General features: G+C 42.9%; 17 protein-coding genes and 7 tRNA genes. 14 read left to right on the forward strand and 10 right to left on the reverse strand.

Annotated elements, in window-relative coordinates:
• The first annotated feature begins 109 nt into the window (after positions 1-109).
• Positions 110-997 carry a D-alanyl-D-alanine endopeptidase gene (gene pbpG, locus Q4519_RS14940; RefSeq protein ID WP_303513584.1) on the forward strand — a complete coding sequence of 296 codons (888 nt, stop codon included), beginning with the start codon at positions 110-112 and terminating at the stop codon, positions 995-997.
• A gap of 150 nt (positions 998-1,147) precedes the next feature.
• On the opposite strand, the gene typA is transcribed toward pbpG, so the two are convergent.
• A complete protein-coding gene (gene typA / locus Q4519_RS14945; RefSeq protein WP_232803863.1) occupies positions 1,148-2,971 on the reverse strand; it encodes a translational GTPase TypA in 1,824 nt (607 codons plus the stop codon).
• A 606-nt stretch (positions 2,972-3,577) separates the two neighbouring features.
• On the opposite strand from typA, the gene glnA reads away from it, so the two are divergent.
• The 4 genes from glnA to glnG all read left to right on the forward strand — a co-directional run bounded on the left by glnA (position 3,578) and on the right by glnG (position 8,212).
• A complete protein-coding gene (gene glnA / locus Q4519_RS14950) occupies positions 3,578-4,987 on the forward strand; it encodes a glutamate--ammonia ligase (RefSeq protein WP_232803862.1) in 1,410 nt (469 codons plus the stop codon).
• 133 nt (positions 4,988-5,120) lie between these two features.
• Positions 5,121-5,639, forward strand: coding sequence for a DUF4124 domain-containing protein (locus Q4519_RS14955; protein WP_232803861.1), 519 nt, complete (start codon positions 5,121-5,123; stop codon positions 5,637-5,639).
• 100 nt (positions 5,640-5,739) lie between these two features.
• Positions 5,740-6,795, forward strand: coding sequence for a nitrogen regulation protein NR(II) (gene glnL / locus Q4519_RS14960; protein ID WP_232803860.1), 1,056 nt, complete (start codon positions 5,740-5,742; stop codon positions 6,793-6,795).
• A 4-nt stretch (positions 6,796-6,799) separates the two neighbouring features.
• The gene (gene glnG, locus Q4519_RS14965; RefSeq protein WP_232803859.1) at positions 6,800-8,212 is read left to right on the forward strand and encodes a nitrogen regulation protein NR(I); all 1,413 of its coding nucleotides are present in this window, start codon (positions 6,800-6,802) and stop codon (positions 8,210-8,212) included.
• A gap of 185 nt (positions 8,213-8,397) precedes the next feature.
• On the opposite strand, the gene Q4519_RS14970 is transcribed toward glnG, so the two are convergent.
• The 3 genes from Q4519_RS14970 to Q4519_RS14980 all read right to left on the reverse strand — a co-directional run bounded on the left by Q4519_RS14970 (position 8,398) and on the right by Q4519_RS14980 (position 12,007).
• Positions 8,398-9,321, reverse strand: a complete 924-nt coding sequence (locus Q4519_RS14970) for a hypothetical protein (protein ID WP_303513590.1) — start codon at positions 9,319-9,321, stop codon at positions 8,398-8,400.
• A 380-nt stretch (positions 9,322-9,701) separates the two neighbouring features.
• Positions 9,702-10,724: a LacI family DNA-binding transcriptional regulator gene (locus Q4519_RS14975; RefSeq protein ID WP_232803857.1), complete on the reverse strand. Its 1,023-nt coding sequence runs from the start codon at positions 10,722-10,724 to the stop codon at positions 9,702-9,704.
• A 95-nt stretch (positions 10,725-10,819) separates the two neighbouring features.
• Positions 10,820-12,007 (reverse strand): HDOD domain-containing protein, encoded by a 1,188-nt coding sequence (locus tag Q4519_RS14980; protein WP_232803856.1) that lies wholly within the window; start codon positions 12,005-12,007, stop codon positions 10,820-10,822.
• A 537-nt stretch (positions 12,008-12,544) separates the two neighbouring features.
• Here Q4519_RS14980 and Q4519_RS14985 point away from each other — a divergent pair.
• From Q4519_RS14985 to asd, 8 genes are all read left to right on the forward strand, one after another.
• Positions 12,545-12,621: transfer RNA gene (locus tag Q4519_RS14985), tRNA-Pro, on the forward strand.
• Positions 12,622-12,625: 4 nt separating this feature from the next.
• A tRNA-Asn gene (locus tag Q4519_RS14990) sits at positions 12,626-12,701 on the forward strand.
• Between the two features lie 41 nt (positions 12,702-12,742).
• Positions 12,743-12,827: transfer RNA gene (locus tag Q4519_RS14995), tRNA-Leu, on the forward strand.
• Between the two features lie 19 nt (positions 12,828-12,846).
• Positions 12,847-12,937: transfer RNA gene (locus Q4519_RS15000), tRNA-Ser, on the forward strand.
• Between the two features lie 111 nt (positions 12,938-13,048).
• A tRNA-Gln gene (locus Q4519_RS15005) sits at positions 13,049-13,123 on the forward strand.
• Positions 13,124-13,163: 40 nt separating this feature from the next.
• A tRNA-Tyr gene (locus Q4519_RS15010) sits at positions 13,164-13,247 on the forward strand.
• A gap of 14 nt (positions 13,248-13,261) precedes the next feature.
• Positions 13,262-13,354, forward strand: a tRNA-Ser gene (locus Q4519_RS15015).
• A gap of 206 nt (positions 13,355-13,560) precedes the next feature.
• Positions 13,561-14,673 carry an aspartate-semialdehyde dehydrogenase gene (gene asd / locus Q4519_RS15020; RefSeq protein WP_303513598.1) on the forward strand — a complete coding sequence of 371 codons (1,113 nt, stop codon included), beginning with the start codon at positions 13,561-13,563 and terminating at the stop codon, positions 14,671-14,673.
• Between the two features lie 63 nt (positions 14,674-14,736).
• On the opposite strand, the gene Q4519_RS15025 is transcribed toward asd, so the two are convergent.
• The 3 genes from Q4519_RS15025 to Q4519_RS15035 all read right to left on the reverse strand — a co-directional run bounded on the left by Q4519_RS15025 (position 14,737) and on the right by Q4519_RS15035 (position 17,311).
• Complete coding sequence (locus Q4519_RS15025; RefSeq protein WP_232803854.1) at positions 14,737-14,919, reverse strand: hypothetical protein; 183 nt, start codon at positions 14,917-14,919, stop codon at positions 14,737-14,739.
• A 416-nt stretch (positions 14,920-15,335) separates the two neighbouring features.
• Positions 15,336-15,947 (reverse strand): hypothetical protein, encoded by a 612-nt coding sequence (locus tag Q4519_RS15030; RefSeq protein WP_303513601.1) that lies wholly within the window; start codon positions 15,945-15,947, stop codon positions 15,336-15,338.
• A gap of 128 nt (positions 15,948-16,075) precedes the next feature.
• Positions 16,076-17,311: a dicarboxylate/amino acid:cation symporter gene (locus tag Q4519_RS15035; protein ID WP_303513639.1), complete on the reverse strand. Its 1,236-nt coding sequence runs from the start codon at positions 17,309-17,311 to the stop codon at positions 16,076-16,078.
• Between the two features lie 368 nt (positions 17,312-17,679).
• Between Q4519_RS15035 and Q4519_RS15040 the strand changes: the two genes are divergently transcribed.
• A complete protein-coding gene (locus tag Q4519_RS15040) occupies positions 17,680-18,180 on the forward strand; it encodes a hypothetical protein (RefSeq protein WP_232803852.1) in 501 nt (166 codons plus the stop codon).
• A gap of 11 nt (positions 18,181-18,191) precedes the next feature.
• Here the strand turns inward: Q4519_RS15040 and Q4519_RS15045 are convergent, their stop codons facing one another.
• The 3 genes from Q4519_RS15045 to Q4519_RS15055 form a co-directional block, all read right to left on the reverse strand.
• The gene (locus Q4519_RS15045; protein ID WP_303513603.1) at positions 18,192-18,614 is read right to left on the reverse strand and encodes an HIT domain-containing protein; all 423 of its coding nucleotides are present in this window, start codon (positions 18,612-18,614) and stop codon (positions 18,192-18,194) included.
• A gap of 50 nt (positions 18,615-18,664) precedes the next feature.
• Positions 18,665-19,297: a PilZ domain-containing protein gene (locus Q4519_RS15050; protein WP_232803850.1), complete on the reverse strand. Its 633-nt coding sequence runs from the start codon at positions 19,295-19,297 to the stop codon at positions 18,665-18,667.
• A gap of 136 nt (positions 19,298-19,433) precedes the next feature.
• Positions 19,434-19,673, reverse strand: coding sequence for a hypothetical protein (locus tag Q4519_RS15055; RefSeq protein ID WP_232803849.1), 240 nt, complete (start codon positions 19,671-19,673; stop codon positions 19,434-19,436).
• Positions 19,674-19,729 lie beyond the last annotated feature (56 nt).

Below are 19,729 nucleotides of genomic sequence, written 5' to 3' on the forward strand. Positions count from 1 at the left end.
GTGTAGATCCTTCTAGTAACGAAATAATATAAGTAAAGGCAGGCTAGCGCTTGTCAGCCCCTAGGAAGTATGAAAAGCTCAGCTTTTTACTAATCTAGGGGCGCACACCGTGTTTCGATATCTGTTTGTCGGCTTAAGCTTATTCTCGTTGTTCTCATTCTCGGCTCACGCAGCACCGAATCCAAGCAAATTGCAATTAGCCTCGGTAAGTGCCTATGTATCCGATTACAAAACGGGCAAAACTATCGCCGCCAAAAATGCTGACACCTTAATGCCCATTGCTTCAATAACCAAATTAATGACCGTCATGGTAATTTTAGATTCTGGCCAATCGTTAAAGGAAAAAATAACCTTCACCAAAGCGCATCGTGCACTCATTGAATATGGCCACTCTAGGATCCGAACCGGCTCGCAAATCAGCCGCGGTGAAGCGATTCACCTTGCATTAATGTCGTCAGAAAACTTAGCCGCTGCGGCACTCGGTGCCACCTATCCAGGCGGTTATACCGCCTTTGTTAAGGCCATGAATACCAAAGCAAAACTTCTAGGTATGGAGCACTCACAGTTTGTTGAGGCAACCGGCTTGTCACCTCTTAATCAATCCACTGCGCGGGATTTAAGTCGACTAGTAACGGCAGCTTATAACTACCCTCTCATCCGACAATACAGTACCACAGCCACCCACACAGCAAACTTTAGCAAACCCAAATATGTACTTGGTTATACCAATACGAACGTGCTTGTACGCAGTAATAAGTGGCAGGTAGGCCTAAGCAAAACAGGCTATCTTAATGAAGCAGGTCGCTGTTTAGTCATGGTAACTAAGCTGAAAGGCAAGCAAATGGTAATGGTGATGCTAAATTCTTACGGTAAACGCACCCCCGTTGGCGATGCCGGTCGCATTAAAAAATGGCTAGAGACGGGTGATAGCGGCAAGATTAGCGATTCAGCAAAACAATATCAACGCCTACAATTAGCGCAATTAACAGCAGGCTAATTTCGCTTTAGTCTAATCCTAAAACGGCCTCTTTGAGGCCGATATAATTGCAACTTCAGCGGAATATCTCTTTAAACAAACCAAATTGCAGGCATAAAAAAACCGACTTAACAAAGTCGGTTTTCAGTTAACACTAACGCTGAGTGTTAGTTATGCATCTTTCGGAGCACGAGACATACGCTTACGCTCGTTTTCAGTCAGGTAACGCTTACGAATACGAATTGACTCAGGCGTCACTTCTACAAGCTCATCGTTATCAATGAACTCCATCGCTTGCTCTAACGTCATCTTGATTGCTGGCGTTAACACTTGCGCTTCATCAGTACCAGATGCACGAACGTTAGTTAGCTGCTTACCTTTCAGAGCGTTAACAGTTAAGTCGTTGTCGCGACTATGAATACCGATAACCATGCCTTCGTAAACTTCAGTGCCGTGCTCAACCATCATACGACCACGCTCTTGTAAGTTAAACAAGGCGTTGGTCAATGCTTTACCCGTTGCATTAGCAATGAGTACACCATTCTTACGTTGACCAATCATGCCACCTTTGTGCGGGCCATAGTGATCAAAAGTATGGTAAATCAAACCTGAGCCTGACGTTAATGTCATAAATTCAGTTTGGAAACCAATTAAGCCACGGCTCGGGATCAGGAAGTCCATACGGATACGACCTTTACCATCTGGAGACATATTGGTTAACTCACCTTTACGTAAGCCAATTTGCTCCATAATAGAGCCTTGATGCTCTTCTTCAACATCGATCGTTACAGTCTCGTATGGTTCTTGTAGCTCACCATCAACAGTACGCGTAATAACTTCTGGACGTGAAACTGCTAACTCGTAGCCTTCACGACGCATGTTTTCGATTAGAATGCCTAGGTGAAGTTCACCACGGCCTGATACGCGGAATTTATCCGGATCATCGGTTTCTTCAACGCGAAGCGCAACGTTATGGACTAACTCTTTGTTTAAACGCTCAAGGATGTTACGTGAAGTTACGTATTTACCTTCTTTACCAGCAAACGGCGAGTTGTTTACTTGGAAGGTTACCGTAACTGTTGGCTCATCCACAGACAGGGCTGGTAGGGCTTCAACGTTGTTCTGGTCACAAATAGTGTCAGAAATTTTCAGCTCACCTAAACCAGATACCGCAATAATGTCGCCAGCTTTCGCTTCTTCAACATCATGGCGCTCAAGGCCAAGATAACCTAAAACTTGACCTACTTTACCGTTACGAGTCTTACCGTCGGCACCAATAACCGTTACTTGCTGATTTACTTTCACTTTACCGCGAGCAACACGACCAACACCAATAACACCCACGTATGAGTTGTAATCAAGTTGAGAAATTTGCATTTGGAATGGACCTTCAGGGTCAGCATCCGGTGCAGAGACATTATCAACGATAGCTTGGAACAAAGGTTCCATGTTATCTGAAGGCTCATCAATATCTAGAGTGGCGAAACCGTTCAGTGCTGATGCGTATACAATTTTAAAATCTAACTGATCGTCTGTCGCGCCTAAGTTATCGAATAGATCGAACACTTGATCAACAACCCAGTCAGGACGAGCACTTGGCTTATCTACTTTGTTGATAACAACAATAGGCTTAAGACCTTGAGCAAATGCTTTTTGCGTTACAAAACGAGTTTGAGGCATTGGGCCATCAGCTGCATCAACCAGTAGTAAAACTGAGTCAACCATAGACAAGATACGCTCTACTTCACCACCGAAGTCGGCGTGTCCAGGAGTATCTACGATGTTGATGTGGTAATCATGCCATTCGATAGCAGTGTTTTTAGCTAGGATGGTAATACCACGCTCTTTTTCAAGATCGTTAGAGTCCATTACACGCTCTTCAGCGTCGCCACGGCTCACTACAGTGCCAGATTGTTGAAGCAATTTATCAACCAGAGTAGTCTTACCATGGTCAACGTGCGCAATGATTGCGATATTTCTTAATTTTTCTAACACAGCTTAGTGCCTCAAAATTGGTTTGGATAAAATTTCGGCGTTATTGTATAGATCAATTGTCAAATAAAATAGTTTTAATGCGATCACATTTCATAACAAAGCAAAAAATAGAGGGATTAACGGACATTTCAGCGAATAAATTAGCCGTCACTGCAGAAGAAAGCCACTTTTTAAATCCCTTTTATCAGCACAGTTTAGCCAAGTGCAGCAAAAGCAGCCCTTATTTACTGGGCCAATAACCATTTCCACCACTATTACCACCCTAGGTATGGCAGCCAGCGATTTATGCCAAATTTCTAAGATAAATCGTCATTACATATTTATTTAACCATTTACAGCTTAACTAAAGGGGTCTGAATTGCTCAACCGAGCACCATCTGTTATTAATAACAAGCCCAAATGCGCGGTGAGGTCATGTTGCACCACAAAGATCCAGCAACGCACCATTTTGGAGCATAAATCATTTAAGATGGGCTTTAAAGGTCACCTTAAAGCCTGATTTGCAAGGGATGACAAATTTGGCACGCTTTTAGCATTAAGCAAAACCAGTTAGTTTGTCTATTTACTACAAGCCATCATTATTGATGACACCGGAGGTTATAAAGCATGTCCGCAGAAAGCGTATTAGCTCTAATCAAAGAGCATGATGTTAAATTCGTAGATTTACGTTTCACTGATACACGAGGAAAAGAGCAACATATCTCTATCCCTCACCATCAAGTAAACGAAGACTTCTTTACTGAAGGTAAAATGTTCGACGGCTCTTCAATCGCTGGTTGGAAAGGCATCGAGAAGTCTGACATGGTAATGATGCCTGACGCATCTACTGCTGTTATCGACCCATTCACTGACGAAACTACGCTTAACATTCGTTGTGACATCCTAGAACCAGACACAATGCAAGGTTACGACCGTGACCCTCGCTCTATCGCTCGTCGTGCTGAAGACTTCATGCGTAGCGAAGGCATTGCTGAAGAAGTATTAGTGGGTCCAGAGCCAGAATTCTTCCTATTTGATGACGTACGTTTCGGTACAGAAATGGGTAATGTTTTCTACAAAGTAGACGACAAAGAAGCAGCATGGAACACGGGTAAAGAATACGAAGACGGCAACACAGGTCACCGTCCAGGCGTTAAAGGCGGTTACTTCCCAGTAGCACCTGTTGACTCTTCACACGACATCCGCAGCGCTATGTGTTTAATCATGGAAGAAATGGGCCTAGTTGTTGAAGCGCATCACCATGAAGTTGCAACTGCTGGTCAAAACGAAATTGCTTGTCGTTTCAACACTTTAGTATCTAAAGCTGACGAAATCCAAATCTACAAGTATGTTGTTCATAACGTAGCGCACGCTTACGGAAAAACAGCTACTTTTATGCCTAAGCCACTTGTTGGTGACAACGGTAGCGGCATGCACGTGCACCAGTCTCTACAAAAAGACGGTAAAAACCTTTTCGCAGGTGACCTATATGGCGGCCTGTCTGAAATGGCTCTTTACTACATCGGTGGTATTATCAAGCACGCACGCGCTATCAACGCTTTCACTAACGCTTCTACTAACTCGTACAAGCGTCTAGTCCCAGGCTTTGAAGCACCTGTAATGCTTGCATACTCTGCACGTAACCGCTCAGCATCAATCCGTATCCCAGTAGTACCTTCACCACGCGCACGTCGTATTGAAGTACGTTTCCCTGATCCAACAGCTAACCCATACTTAGCGTTCTCTGCGCTACTAATGGCTGGCCTTGACGGTATCAAAAACAAAATCCACCCTGGCGATGCAATGGATAAAGATCTTTACGATCTACCAGCTGAAGAAGCACTAGCCATTCCACAAGTTGCTTACTCACTAAAAGAGGCACTAGCTGCACTTGATAAAGATCGTGAGTTCTTAACTGCTGGCGGCGTATTCTCTGATGACTTCATCGATGCTTACATCGGCCTTAAAGGCGCTGAGCACGAGCGTGTTAACATGGAAGTACACCCACTAGAATACCAACTTTACTACTCTGTATAAGAGACAGTATTAAGTTGAATAAAAACCCGCTTTTTAGCGGGTTTTTTTGTATTAGTCACATTTGTATCAGCTGCTTACTTGCCTTATTTTTGCGCATAGGACAAACTCAGCGTTAAGCAGAAAGGATGCAATAATGAAATACTTACTTCTAATACTCAGTTTTTATACTTTAACGTTGCAAGCGAACGAAACCGACACTGTGTATCGTTGGGTTGACAAAGATGGTGTCACCCACTATTCCGACAAAAAAGTAAATGGTGCGGAAAAAGTGCGTATCAATATCTCACCTAGTCATAAAATTCCAGCTCCTCCCACTAGTATCACCAGTGCCAAACCTTTACCTGTCGCTGCAAAGTCTAACACCAAGTATCAAGCTAGCATTACCTCACCTGAACACGACAGTACGATTATTGATAACACGGGTAATATTAGCGTAGTGACCAATGTCACCCCGGCTTTTGAAGATGGCCAAACCTTACAGTTACTGATCGACGGTACCCCAGTTGGTGAAAAGCATCAATCCACCACATTACTAGCGACGAATATCGATCGCGGTAGTCACAGCTTACAAGTTCAACTTATTGATAAAAACGGCAAGATAATTGCATCATCTGAAATCATAACCGTACATTTACGCCGCGCATCACGCTAGCTCGATCTACATCACCTTTTCGTCTTTGTATTCTGGTGTGTAGCTGAGCTTGCCCTAAGCTAACGCACCAAAATGATGCAAAGACAAAAAAGGTGAGCCATTGCAATCCAGTCAACAAGCCGAAGCGCTTTTAGAGCACTTAGTTTCTGCCGTTTTTTTACTCGATGAAACGCTGCAAATCACCTATGCCAACCCAGCGGCAGAACAATTGCTGGCGCAAAGCATTAAACGCTTAACAGGTTTACGCTTTGATCAGCTGCTTGAACATACCTCATTAAATTTTGAGCTGATCCAAAAGACCCTGCATTCAGGTCATGGCTTTACCGACAATGAAGTGACTTTAGTGATTGACGGGCAGGCTGTGTTAGTCGAACTAACGGCAACCCCCTTTTATCAGTCAGGCTTTGTGTATGCCTTGGTCGAAATGCGCCAAATCGACCAGCAAAAAAAAATAAGCCAAGAAATTTATCAACATGCGCAACAACAAGCCGCAAAAGAGCTAGTTCGCGGCTTAGCTCATGAAATAAAAAATCCGTTGGGCGGCCTTCGTGGTGCGGCACAACTATTAGAGAAACAGCTGCCTTCAGCAGAGTTAAAAGAATTTACCGAAATCATCATTGAACAAGCCGACCGATTACGCAATTTAGTTGACCGCTTACTCGGGCCACAGTGTCCCGGTCAGCAAGAAATTCACAACATTCACAGCGTATTAGAAAAAGTGCGCCGTTTAGTCGAGTTAACCAAAGGCGACAACGTTAAGATCAAGGTGGATTACGATCCCAGTATCCCTGACTTTGAAATGCAGCAAGAGCAAATGCAGCAAGCTTTTTTGAATATTTTACAAAATGCGGTGCAAGCCCTTGCTGAAACCGAAAATGGCGAAATAAAGATCATTACCCGCACCGTATTTCAAGTCACGATTCATGGTCAACGCTTTCGTTTAGCCGCGGAGATTCGCATTATTGATAACGGACCCGGTATTCCTAACGAACTGAAAGACACCTTATTTTACCCTATGGTCACAGGTCGCGAAGGCGGCACAGGCTTAGGCTTGTCGATCGCGCAAAACTTGATTAATCAGCACAAAGGACGCATTGAGTGTAATAGCTGGCCAACGCACACCGAGTTCATCATTCAATTGCCTTTAAGGAAATAATAAGATGACCAATAAAGTCTGGATCGTCGATGACGACAGCTCTATTCGTTGGGTATTAGAAAAAGCCCTCGCGCCTTCAGGTATCAAAACCCAGAGCTTTGCCGATGGTGAGCTGATGTGGCAACAACTTTCGCTGACACAACCCGATGTGATCATCTCTGACATTCGCATGCCGGGTATAGACGGCATTACCTTGCTGCAGAAAGTCCAGCAAGAATTTCCTGATATTCCCGTAGTGATCATGACAGCCCACTCTGATCTCGACAGTGCCGTCAATGCCTATCAATCAGGCGCATTTGAATATTTACCAAAACCCTTTGATATTGATGAATCCGTTGCTTTGGTAGAGCGAGCCTTAACCCACGCGAAAGAAAATAGTGCGAAAAAGGCGCCGCAAGCCCCCATGTCACCCGCCCCCGAAATCATCGGCGAAGCGCCCGCCATGCAGGAAGTGTTTCGCGCCATTGGCCGATTATCACGCTCTAGCATTAGTGTGCTTATTAATGGTCAATCAGGTACGGGTAAAGAACTTGTTGCTCACGCGCTACATAAACATAGCCCGCGCAAAGAAAATCCTTTTATTGCGTTAAACATGGCAGCAATTCCTAAAGACTTGATTGAATCAGAGCTGTTCGGTCATGAGAAAGGCGCATTTACAGGGGCAAATGCGGTGCGTCAAGGACGTTTCGAACAAGCCAATGGCGGAACCTTATTTTTGGATGAAATTGGTGATATGCCATTAGACATTCAAACCCGATTATTACGTGTGCTTGCAGACGGGCAGTTTTATCGTGTTGGCGGCCATGCATCGGTCAAAGTGGATGTCCGGATCATTGCAGCAACCCACCAAGACTTAGAAAAAAAAGTGGCAGCAGGCGATTTTCGTGAAGATTTATTCCATCGCCTCAATGTGATCCGTATTCATATTCCGTCATTAAACGAGCGTCGTGAAGACATCGTTAAATTAGCCAACCATTTTTTGCACTTAGCGGCAAAAGAACTCGCGGTCGAAGTAAAGTCATTGCATCCCAAGGTCAAAGACTATTTAGCAAGCTTAAACTGGCCAGGTAATGTGCGTCAATTAGAGAACGTATGCCGTTGGTTGACTGTGATGGCCAGTGGTCAAGAGGTGCTACTAAGTGACTTGCCACCAGAGTTGGTACAAGCAAAAAAAGGAGTAGAACAAAGCGAGGCGATAGCACAAAGTTGGCAACAACAATTACAGCAATGGACTGAGCAGCAGCTATTAGCAGGCCAAGTAGACATATTAGCCAACACAGTGCCAGAAGTTGAACGCATCATGCTCACTGCTGCGCTGACCCATACTCACGGTCATAAACAAGAAGCAGCTCGTTTGCTAGGCTGGGGCAGAAACACCCTAACACGCAAGCTCAAAGAATTAGACATCAATAGCTAAACCATGGGTATTGAAGACTTGCCTAGGTTTTACTTGAGCTTATTACGAGCCAAAATAGTATATTTTCCTGCGCAAACGCTGTAAATATGCCTCTGAACACTTTACATCTTCATCCCTGAAAACGAAATTTTGTCGTAACACATACTTTATCTGGCGGTGTCAGACTGAAGCATAACGGAGGTTATTTAGTTTGCCTCAACCTTGGTCGCTTCAGGCTCGGGCTGTGCGGCTTCAGGTGCAGCAACAACGTCATCTAAAGCAGGAGTGTCCAGTTCGCTGGCAGCATCAGTCACCTCAGCTGAGGGTTCAACGCTCACGGCAACAGGTTCAGTTTTTGCTGGCGGCGTCTCCGTTGCAGAAACAGTATCTTCATTACTCGTTATCACAACCGCTGGCGAATCGACTTTTACTTCCATTTTTGCTGGCGCGTTGGCACTTGGTTCAAGCTCCAACGTCATACTCAACTCATTAATCCTGGCATCGGCCAGTTGGATTTGCTGATCCAGACGCAGGATTTCATTACGTGCATCAGCTAAGGTCATACTAAGCTGTGCTTTATCCGCAACTTGCGAATCTAAATTTGCCTTAAGCTCTTGGTTCTCTGTCATTAATTGTTCAAACTGTTGCTGCAATTGCATGACATCAACATTCGGCCCAGCTTGCTCTAGGCTGGTTTGTGCAGAAACAAGCTGTTCATTGAGTGCATTAATCTCATTGGTTAAGGCTTCTATCTGCAATTGCCCTTGTAACAAAGCTGCATCTTTCATTTCTGCTTCCGCCAGTTTAGCCAGCCATTGTTCTTGCTTGGCTTGCCATTCTTTTTGCTGCTGGTCGGTTTTCAACTGCAGCTGGGTCAATTGCTGTTGTAGTTCACTAAACGTTTGTTGACGCTGTTCAAAATCATAAATAGCCGTGTTCAATTGACGCTGTAAATCACTTTGTTTGGTTAAGCTGGCTTTTTCTATTTGTCGTGAAGCTTGAGCCTGACGGGTCGCTTTTTCTGCAACAGTGATCGCATCTGAGTAGAGGTAAAACCCCACACCCGCTAAAATCGTACTAACTGCAGCGATAGGCCAAGCAAGAAAAGATAATGTAGATGACTGACTCATATAACTTCCTCATTCTTATCACTTCACTGGTTAAAGCGATAATTTTCTTTAATATCAGCTTAGCAAGTTACACCTTTGCCGTAATAAAAAACTACCAAACTGTTATATATTTCCCCCTCCAGTCGGCCAAGGCGAATGAAGATACCTTTTTAAAATAGGGAGCTAGTGTTAATTCAGTGAAATCAACTATAAGTTAATACCTAAAAAAACGATACAACCTGTTGATTGTATGAACCAAGTGATATTCTATTTATGTTTTCTTTTTACAATCACATAAGCCTAATAACCTTTAGTGATTATTTAAAAAGTATGATTCTTTCCAACACATCCCAGTTGGTTAAGCAGGCCTGCTGGCCTGCTTTTTTTACGCAGCTAGAAAACTAAGTGCTTGCTCGAGTTTTAACTCTAAAACCTAAACTTTTCACCACTTTATCGCGGTTACCAGTAATAAGAGCCTGCAATAACGCTTCCGCAGCTTCTCGACCAACTTCAGCATAAGGAATATCAACAGTGGTTAAACTGGGCTGCAAGGTATTGCACAAATTAGGATCTTCAAATGTTGCAATGGCAAGTTGCTCAGGGATTTTAACCCCTTGTTTGTTAGCCTCTAATATCAAGCCCGCCGCTATTTCACTATGACCACATATCACAGCATCTAAATCAGGCCAGCGTGCCAAGGTGTCCATAAGCAACTCAGCCCCCACCGAAAAGCTCACCTCAGATAACCCTAACACCAAACGATGACTCGCCATATCATGATCTATCATGGCCTTTTGCCAACCCGCTAGTCGCATTGCAAAGCGTCCAAAATTAGTGTGCGCGCCAATGAAACCAATCTGCCGATAGCCTTTCATATACAAAAATTTTGTCAGCTGATAAGCTGAGGCATGATGATCAATGCCCACATTGATATGCACCGGGGTGAGAGTTAAAGCCGACAGCTCAACAACTGGCAAGCTCATGTTTTCAATGTATTTAAGGGTTTGTGAGGTGTGTGCAGTACCAGGTAGAATCAAGGCTGCAGGCGAATGCTGCAATAACGCTCGCACTTGCTTTTCCTCTTCTTGCGAATCGTAGTTTGACGCGGTAAAAATAAGTTGGTACCCCGCTGGCTCCAGTACCCCTTTTAAGGCTAAAACGATTTCATTGGTGGCAAATTCGGTTAAAGACGGCAGGATCACCGCAATAATATCTGACTGAGATGAAGCCAAAGCGCCAGCAGCTTTATTGGGCAAATAACCGAGTTGTGCAACAGCGGCATCTATTTTTTCACGCAAGCCTGTTGAAACGAGGTCAGGGGTACGCAAAGCCCGCGACACAGTCATTGAACCTACACCGGCTAGCTTAGCTACATCAGCCAATGTGACGCGACCACTATTTTTCCGTTTTTTTCCTTGAGACATAGTCCCTCCTAGACGACTAAATGAATATTAACCTAGGAGGGGGCTATCTGATAGCGCAATCAGCACAATTTTTATTCAATCCAACGTCGGCCGATTTAACTACTAAATGAGGAATAATCAATCCGGTAAAGGGATTTTTGATGCATCTCTTTAAACTGTGACGCGGAAATTTGCGCATATTCTCGCCAAGGTACTAATTCGTCTTGAGAAAAGTTTTTCGCCGCGCGAAGCTGCTCAAACACTGAAAAACGTAAGCCACTAAATAACGCTTTACCTAACGTGCCACGTACATTGTAATTATGATCATCAACTTCCTCCTGCAAGGCACTTATTAATTGTGGAGCACCTTCCTGAAAACTATGTTTTGCTAAAGATAAGCTGATTTCAAGGGCTTTCTCAGCGAGAAATTTTTCTAAAATTCGTGGATCAGCCTCCACGTCAAATAGCAGGTCATGGAATTTTTTGTCTCCTTTTTGTCGCGCTTCATTTAGGCACTCGACCATGGTTTCATCAAACGAGCGCAAAAACTGATGTAAACAGGCCATATGACCTAAATGCAACAAACCGCCTAACATCATACCTTCAGCAGGCCGTTTATATCCTTGCTGCTCAAGTACATAAGTCGTGGCTAAGCTAGTTGTTAGCATGTGCCGCCAAAGCTTTTTCCCTAACCCTGGGATCACCGTATTATTCATCTTTACTCGGTACTTAAATACCATAGCAGGAACAATTTGCTTTAAAATTTCAATTCCTAACAAACCGACAGCAGCCTGCGCATCTTTAACCACTCGTGGCTTACGGTTTAATAGTTCCATAAAACTATGGCTACCAACGAGGTATAAAAGACGACGCTTTAGTTCTGGGTTTTGCTCTAACATGCTCGCGATCAACGATAAACGCGGAAAAGGTAAAGTAAGTGCTAATAACAAATCAGTGGTCGAAGCGTGCACGCGCAATAGGTGAGTCATTACCCGGTCAGGCTCCGATAGTTGTTGTAGCATGTCATTAATGAGGCGCTTATTAAAATAATTGGAAGCGACCTGCAGCGCTTTTTCACGTTGGCGCTTTGCTGCCGCTTCTTTTTCCACTCTTGCCTTTTCAACATCAAGCAGGATGCGCTTACTCCAACCTGATTCAGTGGATTCTTTCTCTTCTTGTTTTTCTAATAACTCCAATTCAAGACCATCATTAAAGTCATCATCACCTAGAATATAATTTTTCCCAACGAGAAAATGCTCAAATTTGGCGCTAATCCGATTAGCGATACTCTGGGTGTCTGCCATTTTTACTGAGCTCATAATGTCGAGTTGGGTCCCTAAGGTAGATAAAATAAGAATAGAATAAAAAAGATAAAGGTTCGTGACCGCGTTGCAAAACATCACACAGGGTCAATTCGCCCCTAGTATATTAACTAAAGTTAATCACGCCAAGTTGTCGATCTATGACAAATTTCCAGTTGAATGCTCATTTGACTAGCCTGTATTCGCTAATTTTTCCGGTTTCGGTGTGAAATATTGCGGCTCACGAAGAAAAACCTCACCTTAAGGCAAAAAAAATCAGCCTGAGTGGACAATTTCCATACCCAAACTGGTCTTTTTTTCAGCAAACGAACTAAAAAAAACAAAAAAGTTAGCTTGTTTTTCAACCAATTAAGCTAAGCCCATGTTTTTAATATAGAAATAAATTATTGCAGAGTGTTGACAAAGACCAGCGAAATCCTAATAATGTGCGCCATCGGAGACACGGCGGAGCTTACAACACCTTCTAGTTAAAACTTCCGAACAGAGAAATCTGAAGAGATAAAATACGTAAGCAACAGTCGGTGATTAGCGCAGCCTGGTAGCGCATCTGGTTTGGGACCAGAGGGTCGGGAGTTCGAATCTCTCATCACCGACCACTATTCCTCCTTAGCTCAGCTGGTAGAGCGACGGACTGTTAATCCGCAGGTCGCTGGTTCAATCCCAGCAGGAGGAGCCAAATTTAGAATGTTGATATTGAGATCAGCAATCTAATATGATGCGGAAGTGGTGAAATTGGTAGACACGCTAGATTTAGGTTCTAGTGCCGTAAGGTGTGAGAGTTCAAGTCTCTCCTTCCGCACCATTACAATTTAGAGAATTACGGAGGGGTGGCAGAGTGGCCGAATGCACCGGTCTTGAAAACCGGCGTGGGTTAATAGCTCACCGAGAGTTCAAATCTCTCCTCCTCCGCCATATTCAGAGTTAGCACTCTTTAAATAGTTAGGTTAGATAACCGTTATAGGGTTCGGCTCCTTTAACATGTTATCCTCAATCGCGAGAGTCAACTCGATAAAACACTACAACAGGGATATCGCCAAGCGGTAAGGCACCGGGTTTTGATCTCGGCATTCTGAGGTTCAAATCCTCATATCCCTGCCACATTCAACTAATTAGCATCGCTAATAAGTTAAAAGTTCTTGGGGGGGTTCCCGAGTGGCCAAAGGGAGCAGATTGTAAATCTGCCGCGAAAGCTTCGATGGTTCGAATCCGTCCCCCCCCACCATATTCCCGAATACCGGTGAGGTGGCCGAGTGGCCGAAGGCGCTCCCCTGCTAAGGGAGTATGGGGTTTGTAGCCCCATCGAGGGTTCAAATCCCTCCTTCACCGCCATATTCCTTTTCTTATCTAAAATATTATCCTGCATTAAATTCATACCCCATATATTTATCTGTACTTTTTCCCTTTTCTGAAAAAAATCTAGCCTTACAGACGTCTAAAATGATAAATTGAGTTTCTATCTATTAATAACCTATCCAAAAATACATTGGTTTCGGTTCATTAATTCCGTTTCGTTAAATTAAGGAAGTAGAAACGCCATGAAAAAAGTAGGTCTAGTTGGTTGGCGCGGTATGGTGGGCTCTGTCCTCATGCAACGTATGTCTGAAGAGAAAGATTTTGATTTAATTGAATCGACTTTCTTCACCACCTCTCAGGTTGGTTTACCTTCTCCAGATATTGGCAAGACCAGCACGACTCTGCAAGATGCTTTCTCAATTGAAGCACTAGCAGAAATGGACGTGATCTTAACTTGTCAAGGCGGCGACTACACCAAAGAAGTTTACCCTAAACTGCGTGAAAGTGGTTGGGATGGTTACTGGATCGATGCCGCGTCTTCATTACGCATGGCAGAAGACAGTATTATCGTACTTGATCCGGTTAATAGTGACGTGATTCAGCAAGGCCTAAAAGATGGTGTAAAAACCTATGTTGGCGGGAACTGCACCGTTTCGCTAATGTTAATGGCACTCGGCGGCTTATTTGAAAAAGGCCTAGTTGAATGGGCGACGCCACATACTTATCAAGCAGCTTCAGGTGCCGGAGCGCGTAATATGCGTGAACTAATCAACCAAATGGGCGCGATCAAAGACAGTGTTGCTGCCGAGCTAGCCGATCCCGCTTCTGCTATTTTAGACATTGACCGTAAAGTTGCTGAGACTATCCGTAGCGACGACTTCCCAACGGAACAGTTTGGCGCCCCACTAGCAGGTAGCTTGATCCCATGGATTGATGTACCGCTCCCTTCGGGCCAAAGTAAAGAAGAATGGAAAGCTCAAGTTGAAGCTAACAAAATTCTAGGCCGCAGCGATAACCAAATTCCAGTTGATGGTATTTGTGTTCGTATTGGTGCAATGCGTTGTCACTCTCAGGCTATCACATTGAAACTGACCAAAGATATTTCGGTTGAAGAAATCGAAAACATCTTAGCGAGCCACAATGATTGGGTAAAAGTGATCCCTAACGATCGTGCTATCAGCGCACAAGAACTAACCCCAGCGAAAGTAACAGGCACTTTAAGCGTTCCTGTTGGTCGTATTCGTAAACTTACCATGGGGCCTGAATACATCAGCGCATTTACGGTAGGCGACCAGCTACTATGGGGTGCGGCAGAGCCATTACGCCGTATGCTACGTATCTTGTTAGCTGCCTAGTTGGCATAACCATAAATAACCAAGGGCCGATTACCGGCCCTTTTTATTACCGTCAAAAACCAATTACTTCAGCTGGTAGTCTTGTAACCTTTCACGACGATGGTTGATTGCAACAGCAAACTTCTGATCTAAACTCCGTTTTGTCTTCCCAGACGGATCAGATGCGATAATATCTAACATTAATTCTGTGGCTTTGTGTAAATTTCCACCTTGAATTTCACGAACATATTTATCCACAATAGTCATAACAAGCTCCCTCTTAACCGATTACAAGCTACAAGCGAACAAGTAATGCAGTCAAAAGCTTTAAAATAAAATGCTACTATTCGTCAAATATGCTCATCCAACAAATAACAGTCATAACGATTACCTAACAGTAATAAAATAGTGCACTTTGATACAAATTTGTTAATTCGCACGGTTAATTATTAATCATAATTAAGCTCTATTTGACAACTTCTTGTTTATTTTATTATTTACTTAATATAATTTTTGCTTGTATCTACATTCGATAAACATATAAATCCAATTCCGTGATGATTTAAAAACACTTAATTAGTAGCTACTTACAATGAGCAAAAAGCCAGTATTAGTTAAAGTGCAAAATCTCCCCCAAAATTAGCAGGTAATGCATTGAATCATTTAAATTTATTGATAGTGTTTCACTGTGCCCAAAAGCGTCTTTTTAGTAACACAGCCACACTGAGAGAAATGAGTAAAATGATAAGATTTTCCGGAGACGTTAACCATTTATAGGCTGCTTTAAACCATTTGATATACCAAACAGGTTCTTCAAATTGAATCGAGCTATCAATTCTTTCATGCTGAAAATTAACCGCGCTCAATGGCTCAGAAATAAGTACTTCATCGTACACCGCTGCAGTAGTAATTTTTGCTTGTGCTGATAAGCCGATATATTCAGTAATGTCTTGTTTAAATTTTAAATATTCTACTTTTATCAGTTGTTTATTAGCACCAAAAAGATGCTTGATTAAGTCAAGGTCTTGATAACTAACAACAGTTTCTGGCATTGTAATAACATTCTCAGCAGAAGTATTAAATGATAAAAGCTCCTCTTCACCTCGCGAGGCATTACCAATAATAAAAGGGTCCGGCTCCAGATCTGCCGTTAAATCTGCAACAACATCATGAGTGTTCACTTGTTTATACTCATCCAACAACCTAGCTTGTGGATCATATTCAACTTCTATCATCCCAGCAAAGCTAGGCTTTAGTAAAATACCCCATAACAACAAGCTCAATATAGCTTTCATGTTCAACGTCCTTTTCGGCAGCCTGACAACCTAAATATTAGTAGAGTGAATAAAATGAGGCATAAAAAAGGCCAGTGTGACTGGCCTTAAAATAAATTTAAACCTAAGAATAGGCTAACTTAAGTAATCTAGCTAAGCTGCTGCTTGGTCGCAACTGAGCTTTCAGTATCAAGCTCTTGCTGACTATTTGGGTTGTATTTTTCAACGATAACGGCACATGCTGCATCACCTGTGATATTGAGTGCGGTACGGATCATGTCAAAAATACGATCGAGTGCGAATAACAGCGGTAAACCTTCAATCGGAATACCTGCCGCCAATAACACTGCAACAACCAAGAAAGACGGCCCAGGTACACCCGCTTGACCAATAGCGCCAATTGTTGCGGTTAAAATAATGGCAATGTAAGCACCTAAACTCAGATCAACATTGAACACCTGAGCAAAAAATACCGCTACTAAGCCATAGTAAATAGCGTTACCACTCATGTTAATCGTCGCGCCTAGCGGCAACACAAAAGCCGCCGTTGAGTTAGAGACGTTTAGCTCCTTTTCTACCGTGTCTAAGGTCACAGGCAAAGTTGCCATTGAAGATGCTGTCGACAACGCCACTGCTTGAGGGCGTTTCATTGCGGAAAGGAAACGCTTAACAGGCACATTCGACAAGGACTTGATCAGTAAAGGATAAAAACCAAAACCAAAAATGAGAATAGCCGCTACATAAACAACAAATAGCTTCATTACAACGCCTAAGACATCAAAGCCAAATGTACCTACTGCTTCAGCCATCAAGCCAAATACACCAATCGGAGCTAAATACATTACAATGTTGATCATCCAAACAAATGCGTCAACTAGCCCATCTAGCATGTTTTTAATTGGTTCGAATCGCGCCTTATCAATTTTCGATAGACCTATACCAAGAAATAAACAGAACACTAAGATTTGCAGAATATTAGCTTCACCAAGAGACTGAAACACATTGGTTGGGATCATCCCTAAAATAGTTTCAACAAAACCTGGAACCGAGCCTTTATCTGCGTATTCATTAGAAAACATACTCTGCATTGACGTTAAATCAACGCCTACCCCAGGACGAAACATCTCGCCCATTAGAATAGCCAAACCTACGGCAGCTGCAGAAGTCAGCATAAAGAAGGCAAAGGTAGTGATACCAATTTTTCCAGCTGCAGGACTATTACCTAAGCTGGCGGCGCCTGAAATAATGGCGACAGCTACTAAGGGGATAACCAACATTTTGATTAAATGAATAAATACAGCGCCGAGGGGTGCAAATACTGCCGCACTCTCACCCGTCATCGCGCCAACCGCAGCACCAATGATCATGGCTATAACAACCTGCATACCTATATTAGATAGCAATCCTTTTTTTTGTGTTTGCACTATGCACCTCTATTCGTTAGGGCTTAATTATTATTTAGCTGCGCAGTCATCCTGCCGCACTATTTACCAGCGTAAAATACACACTTTAAAGTTCATAATCACCAATACAGATCAAAAAACAGAAAAATTAACTAAAAAATAACAATAAACAAAAACTTATCACTAAATAAAAACACTACTGATTACTTCGGCGGAAAATCAACTCGATTAAAGTGCAATCAATACTCGTTAATCGCCATGAACACCTAAAAGATACTCGCTCAATACCAGGCATTCACTTTACTTCTCTTGCAGGAATAGCCACTATAGTCACTGACTTAGGAGGTCATATGCATATCTTTGAATGCCATGGTAATACAGGCCAACACGCCACCATCACAGTGCAATCATTACATCCCACACAATTAGGCAGTGTAAAATTCTCAGCCAATGATGATAACTTTGCCATTATACTACTCACACAATGTCGTAGTGACTCAGCAGGATTCTTTAATCTACTCGCAGGAACGAAACCTCTATACATAGAGCAATGGTTAGACTACCTCAAAGAACAGAATGCAATTAGCCATTATCGACAAGAGATCGTCGCATTTGAACCAGAGCAGTACGGTGAAAAATTATGTCTGGAAGATGAGCAAGCAGAACATTTATTGGCACTGCTTTATCAAGTGGGGGGATTTAATAAATTACAGGTGTCACGTTTTATAAAACAGCGTAAAAACCTCGCGTCCATGGCAACCCGCTACAGCAAAGAAGATCTTGCTCGTTATCTCAAGTTGGGCGAGGCAATCAACTACATATTACAACTGAAATCTCACAAGTCTAAATAGCTTATCTTCTATTACTCAAACGTAAATACAGCCCCCAATACTTGTTTAGCCGCTTGCTTTATAGAGGCTAATTGCTGCACCGAATAGGCCTGGTTTGCACTCGCCCCCCACACCACACCAGGCCAGCTGGGATCAACTTCAAAACGAGCGACCAAATGAATGTGCAACTGTTTGACCACATTACCAATAGCAGCCACGTTGAGCTTATCAGGTGCAAACTCAGCCTGCATAAACTGACTAACCTGATTAATTTGCTTTAACAGCTGCTGTTGCAATGCAAAATCTAATTGGTATAACTCTGTGTAAATGGTTTTAGGAACTAAGATAAACCATGGATAGGCTGCATTTTTTGACAGCAACAGCACACTTTGTGGCGACTCAGCGATGAATTCACAATCTTGAGCTAATCGTGAGTCGAGTTTGAAATTTTGCATAAGCTGTTTTGACCGTTAGCCATAAAACCAACAGCTTACCTTAAGCTTAGCTAAGCTGCACGGTAACGAATAATTTCCTTGCTTATTTCAGGATGCTGATCACGGTGAATTTGGAACAAATAGTCACGTAACACCGCCGACTCCATCTCATCTTGATTGAGCTCATAGGCCACCGTTTGTTGATCAACAAAACGATTTACTTGACCGGCTAAATCAATTTTTGAGCCATCAGGTAACAGTAAGCTGTGTTGTTCTAACTGCAATGGGACATGTTGATTTACCTCCGTTAACCCCAGAGATAGACCCGATACGGATAAATCTTTTATGGCAAAAGGAAGCCTGTCTCCTGAAGGTGAAACCAAAAAAATACCTTGTACAGGAGCGCGCCAGTAACGAAGTTGCTGACCCGCTTCATAAATGTCTGGCGTAGCGAAGCTCAAATGCGGCAACCCTAGCTCATTTTCAGTAATTTCGAGAGGAAAAACGAAATGGTGCTGGCCATATCTAGCCACCACTTGCAGTGTATTTGCTGTCCCTAATTGCTTTAAAAAACCTTGCTGATCAGAAACAACTCCAAAGCTTAAACTTTGATCGCCCTGCTCCAGTGGTTTTTCTAACATTAGCTCGGAAAGAAAATCCATCTCTTCCGAGTTCAGGACAGCGTAGGATTTGTCCTGTTCCATGTTTGTAGCCCATTTTATCCCCAAAGTAGGGGTTACGTTATTGTATTTATGGCGTTATTTTAACCTAGTACAAAAAATGAGCAACACGATAAAGCTGAATTTTCACATTATTGATAATTATTTGACTTCAAATCCCTCATAATAGACTAGTGGAGATATAAACAGAGATAACAGGTAATAAAACCAGCATTAATGCGCTGATTATTAACCACCAGCTCTGTTTATTAACAAGGCTCATCACTAAGGCAATCACTGCAGCGGCCACACAAATAGCAACAGCAAGTAAACTTCCAGAGCCATCCTCACTCGGAGAAAAGAAATAAAAGGAAATAAACAAACCCAGTAATAGTAAAACGGGAGGGGTATAGCGTTTCAAGTGCAATCCCATTAAAATTGAAATGAATAAAATAAGGTGTGCCAGCGCAGAGCTCA

It is taken from the genome of Motilimonas sp. 1_MG-2023, assembly GCF_030547455.1.
Lineage (GTDB): Bacteria > Pseudomonadota > Gammaproteobacteria > Enterobacterales > CBDFNC01 > Motilimonas.

Excerpts from the sequence above, each read along its gene's own strand:
- Q4519_RS15050 (WP_232803850.1), bottom strand. The coding sequence starts at position 19,297 with ATGGAACAGGACAAATCCTACGCTGTCCTGAACTCGGAAGAGATGGAT.
- Q4519_RS15045 (WP_303513603.1), bottom strand. The coding sequence starts at position 18,614 with ATGCAAAATTTCAAACTCGACTCACGATTAGCTCAAGATTGTGAATTC.
- Q4519_RS14955 (WP_232803861.1), top strand. The coding sequence starts at position 5,121 with ATGAAATACTTACTTCTAATACTCAGTTTTTATACTTTAACGTTGCAA.
- Q4519_RS15030 (WP_303513601.1), bottom strand. The coding sequence starts at position 15,947 with ATGAAAGCTATATTGAGCTTGTTGTTATGGGGTATTTTACTAAAGCCT.
- glnA (WP_232803862.1), top strand. The coding sequence starts at position 3,578 with ATGTCCGCAGAAAGCGTATTAGCTCTAATCAAAGAGCATGATGTTAAA.
- Q4519_RS15025 (WP_232803854.1), bottom strand. The coding sequence starts at position 14,919 with ATGACTATTGTGGATAAATATGTTCGTGAAATTCAAGGTGGAAATTTA.
- asd (WP_303513598.1), top strand. The coding sequence starts at position 13,561 with ATGAAAAAAGTAGGTCTAGTTGGTTGGCGCGGTATGGTGGGCTCTGTC.
- glnG (WP_232803859.1), top strand. The coding sequence starts at position 6,800 with ATGACCAATAAAGTCTGGATCGTCGATGACGACAGCTCTATTCGTTGG.
- Q4519_RS14980 (WP_232803856.1), bottom strand. The coding sequence starts at position 12,007 with ATGGCAGACACCCAGAGTATCGCTAATCGGATTAGCGCCAAATTTGAG.
- Q4519_RS14975 (WP_232803857.1), bottom strand. The coding sequence starts at position 10,724 with ATGTCTCAAGGAAAAAAACGGAAAAATAGTGGTCGCGTCACATTGGCT.
- Q4519_RS14970 (WP_303513590.1), bottom strand. The coding sequence starts at position 9,321 with ATGAGTCAGTCATCTACATTATCTTTTCTTGCTTGGCCTATCGCTGCA.
- Q4519_RS15035 (WP_303513639.1), bottom strand. The coding sequence starts at position 17,311 with ATGCAGGTTGTTATAGCCATGATCATTGGTGCTGCGGTTGGCGCGATG.
- Q4519_RS15040 (WP_232803852.1), top strand. The coding sequence starts at position 17,680 with ATGCATATCTTTGAATGCCATGGTAATACAGGCCAACACGCCACCATC.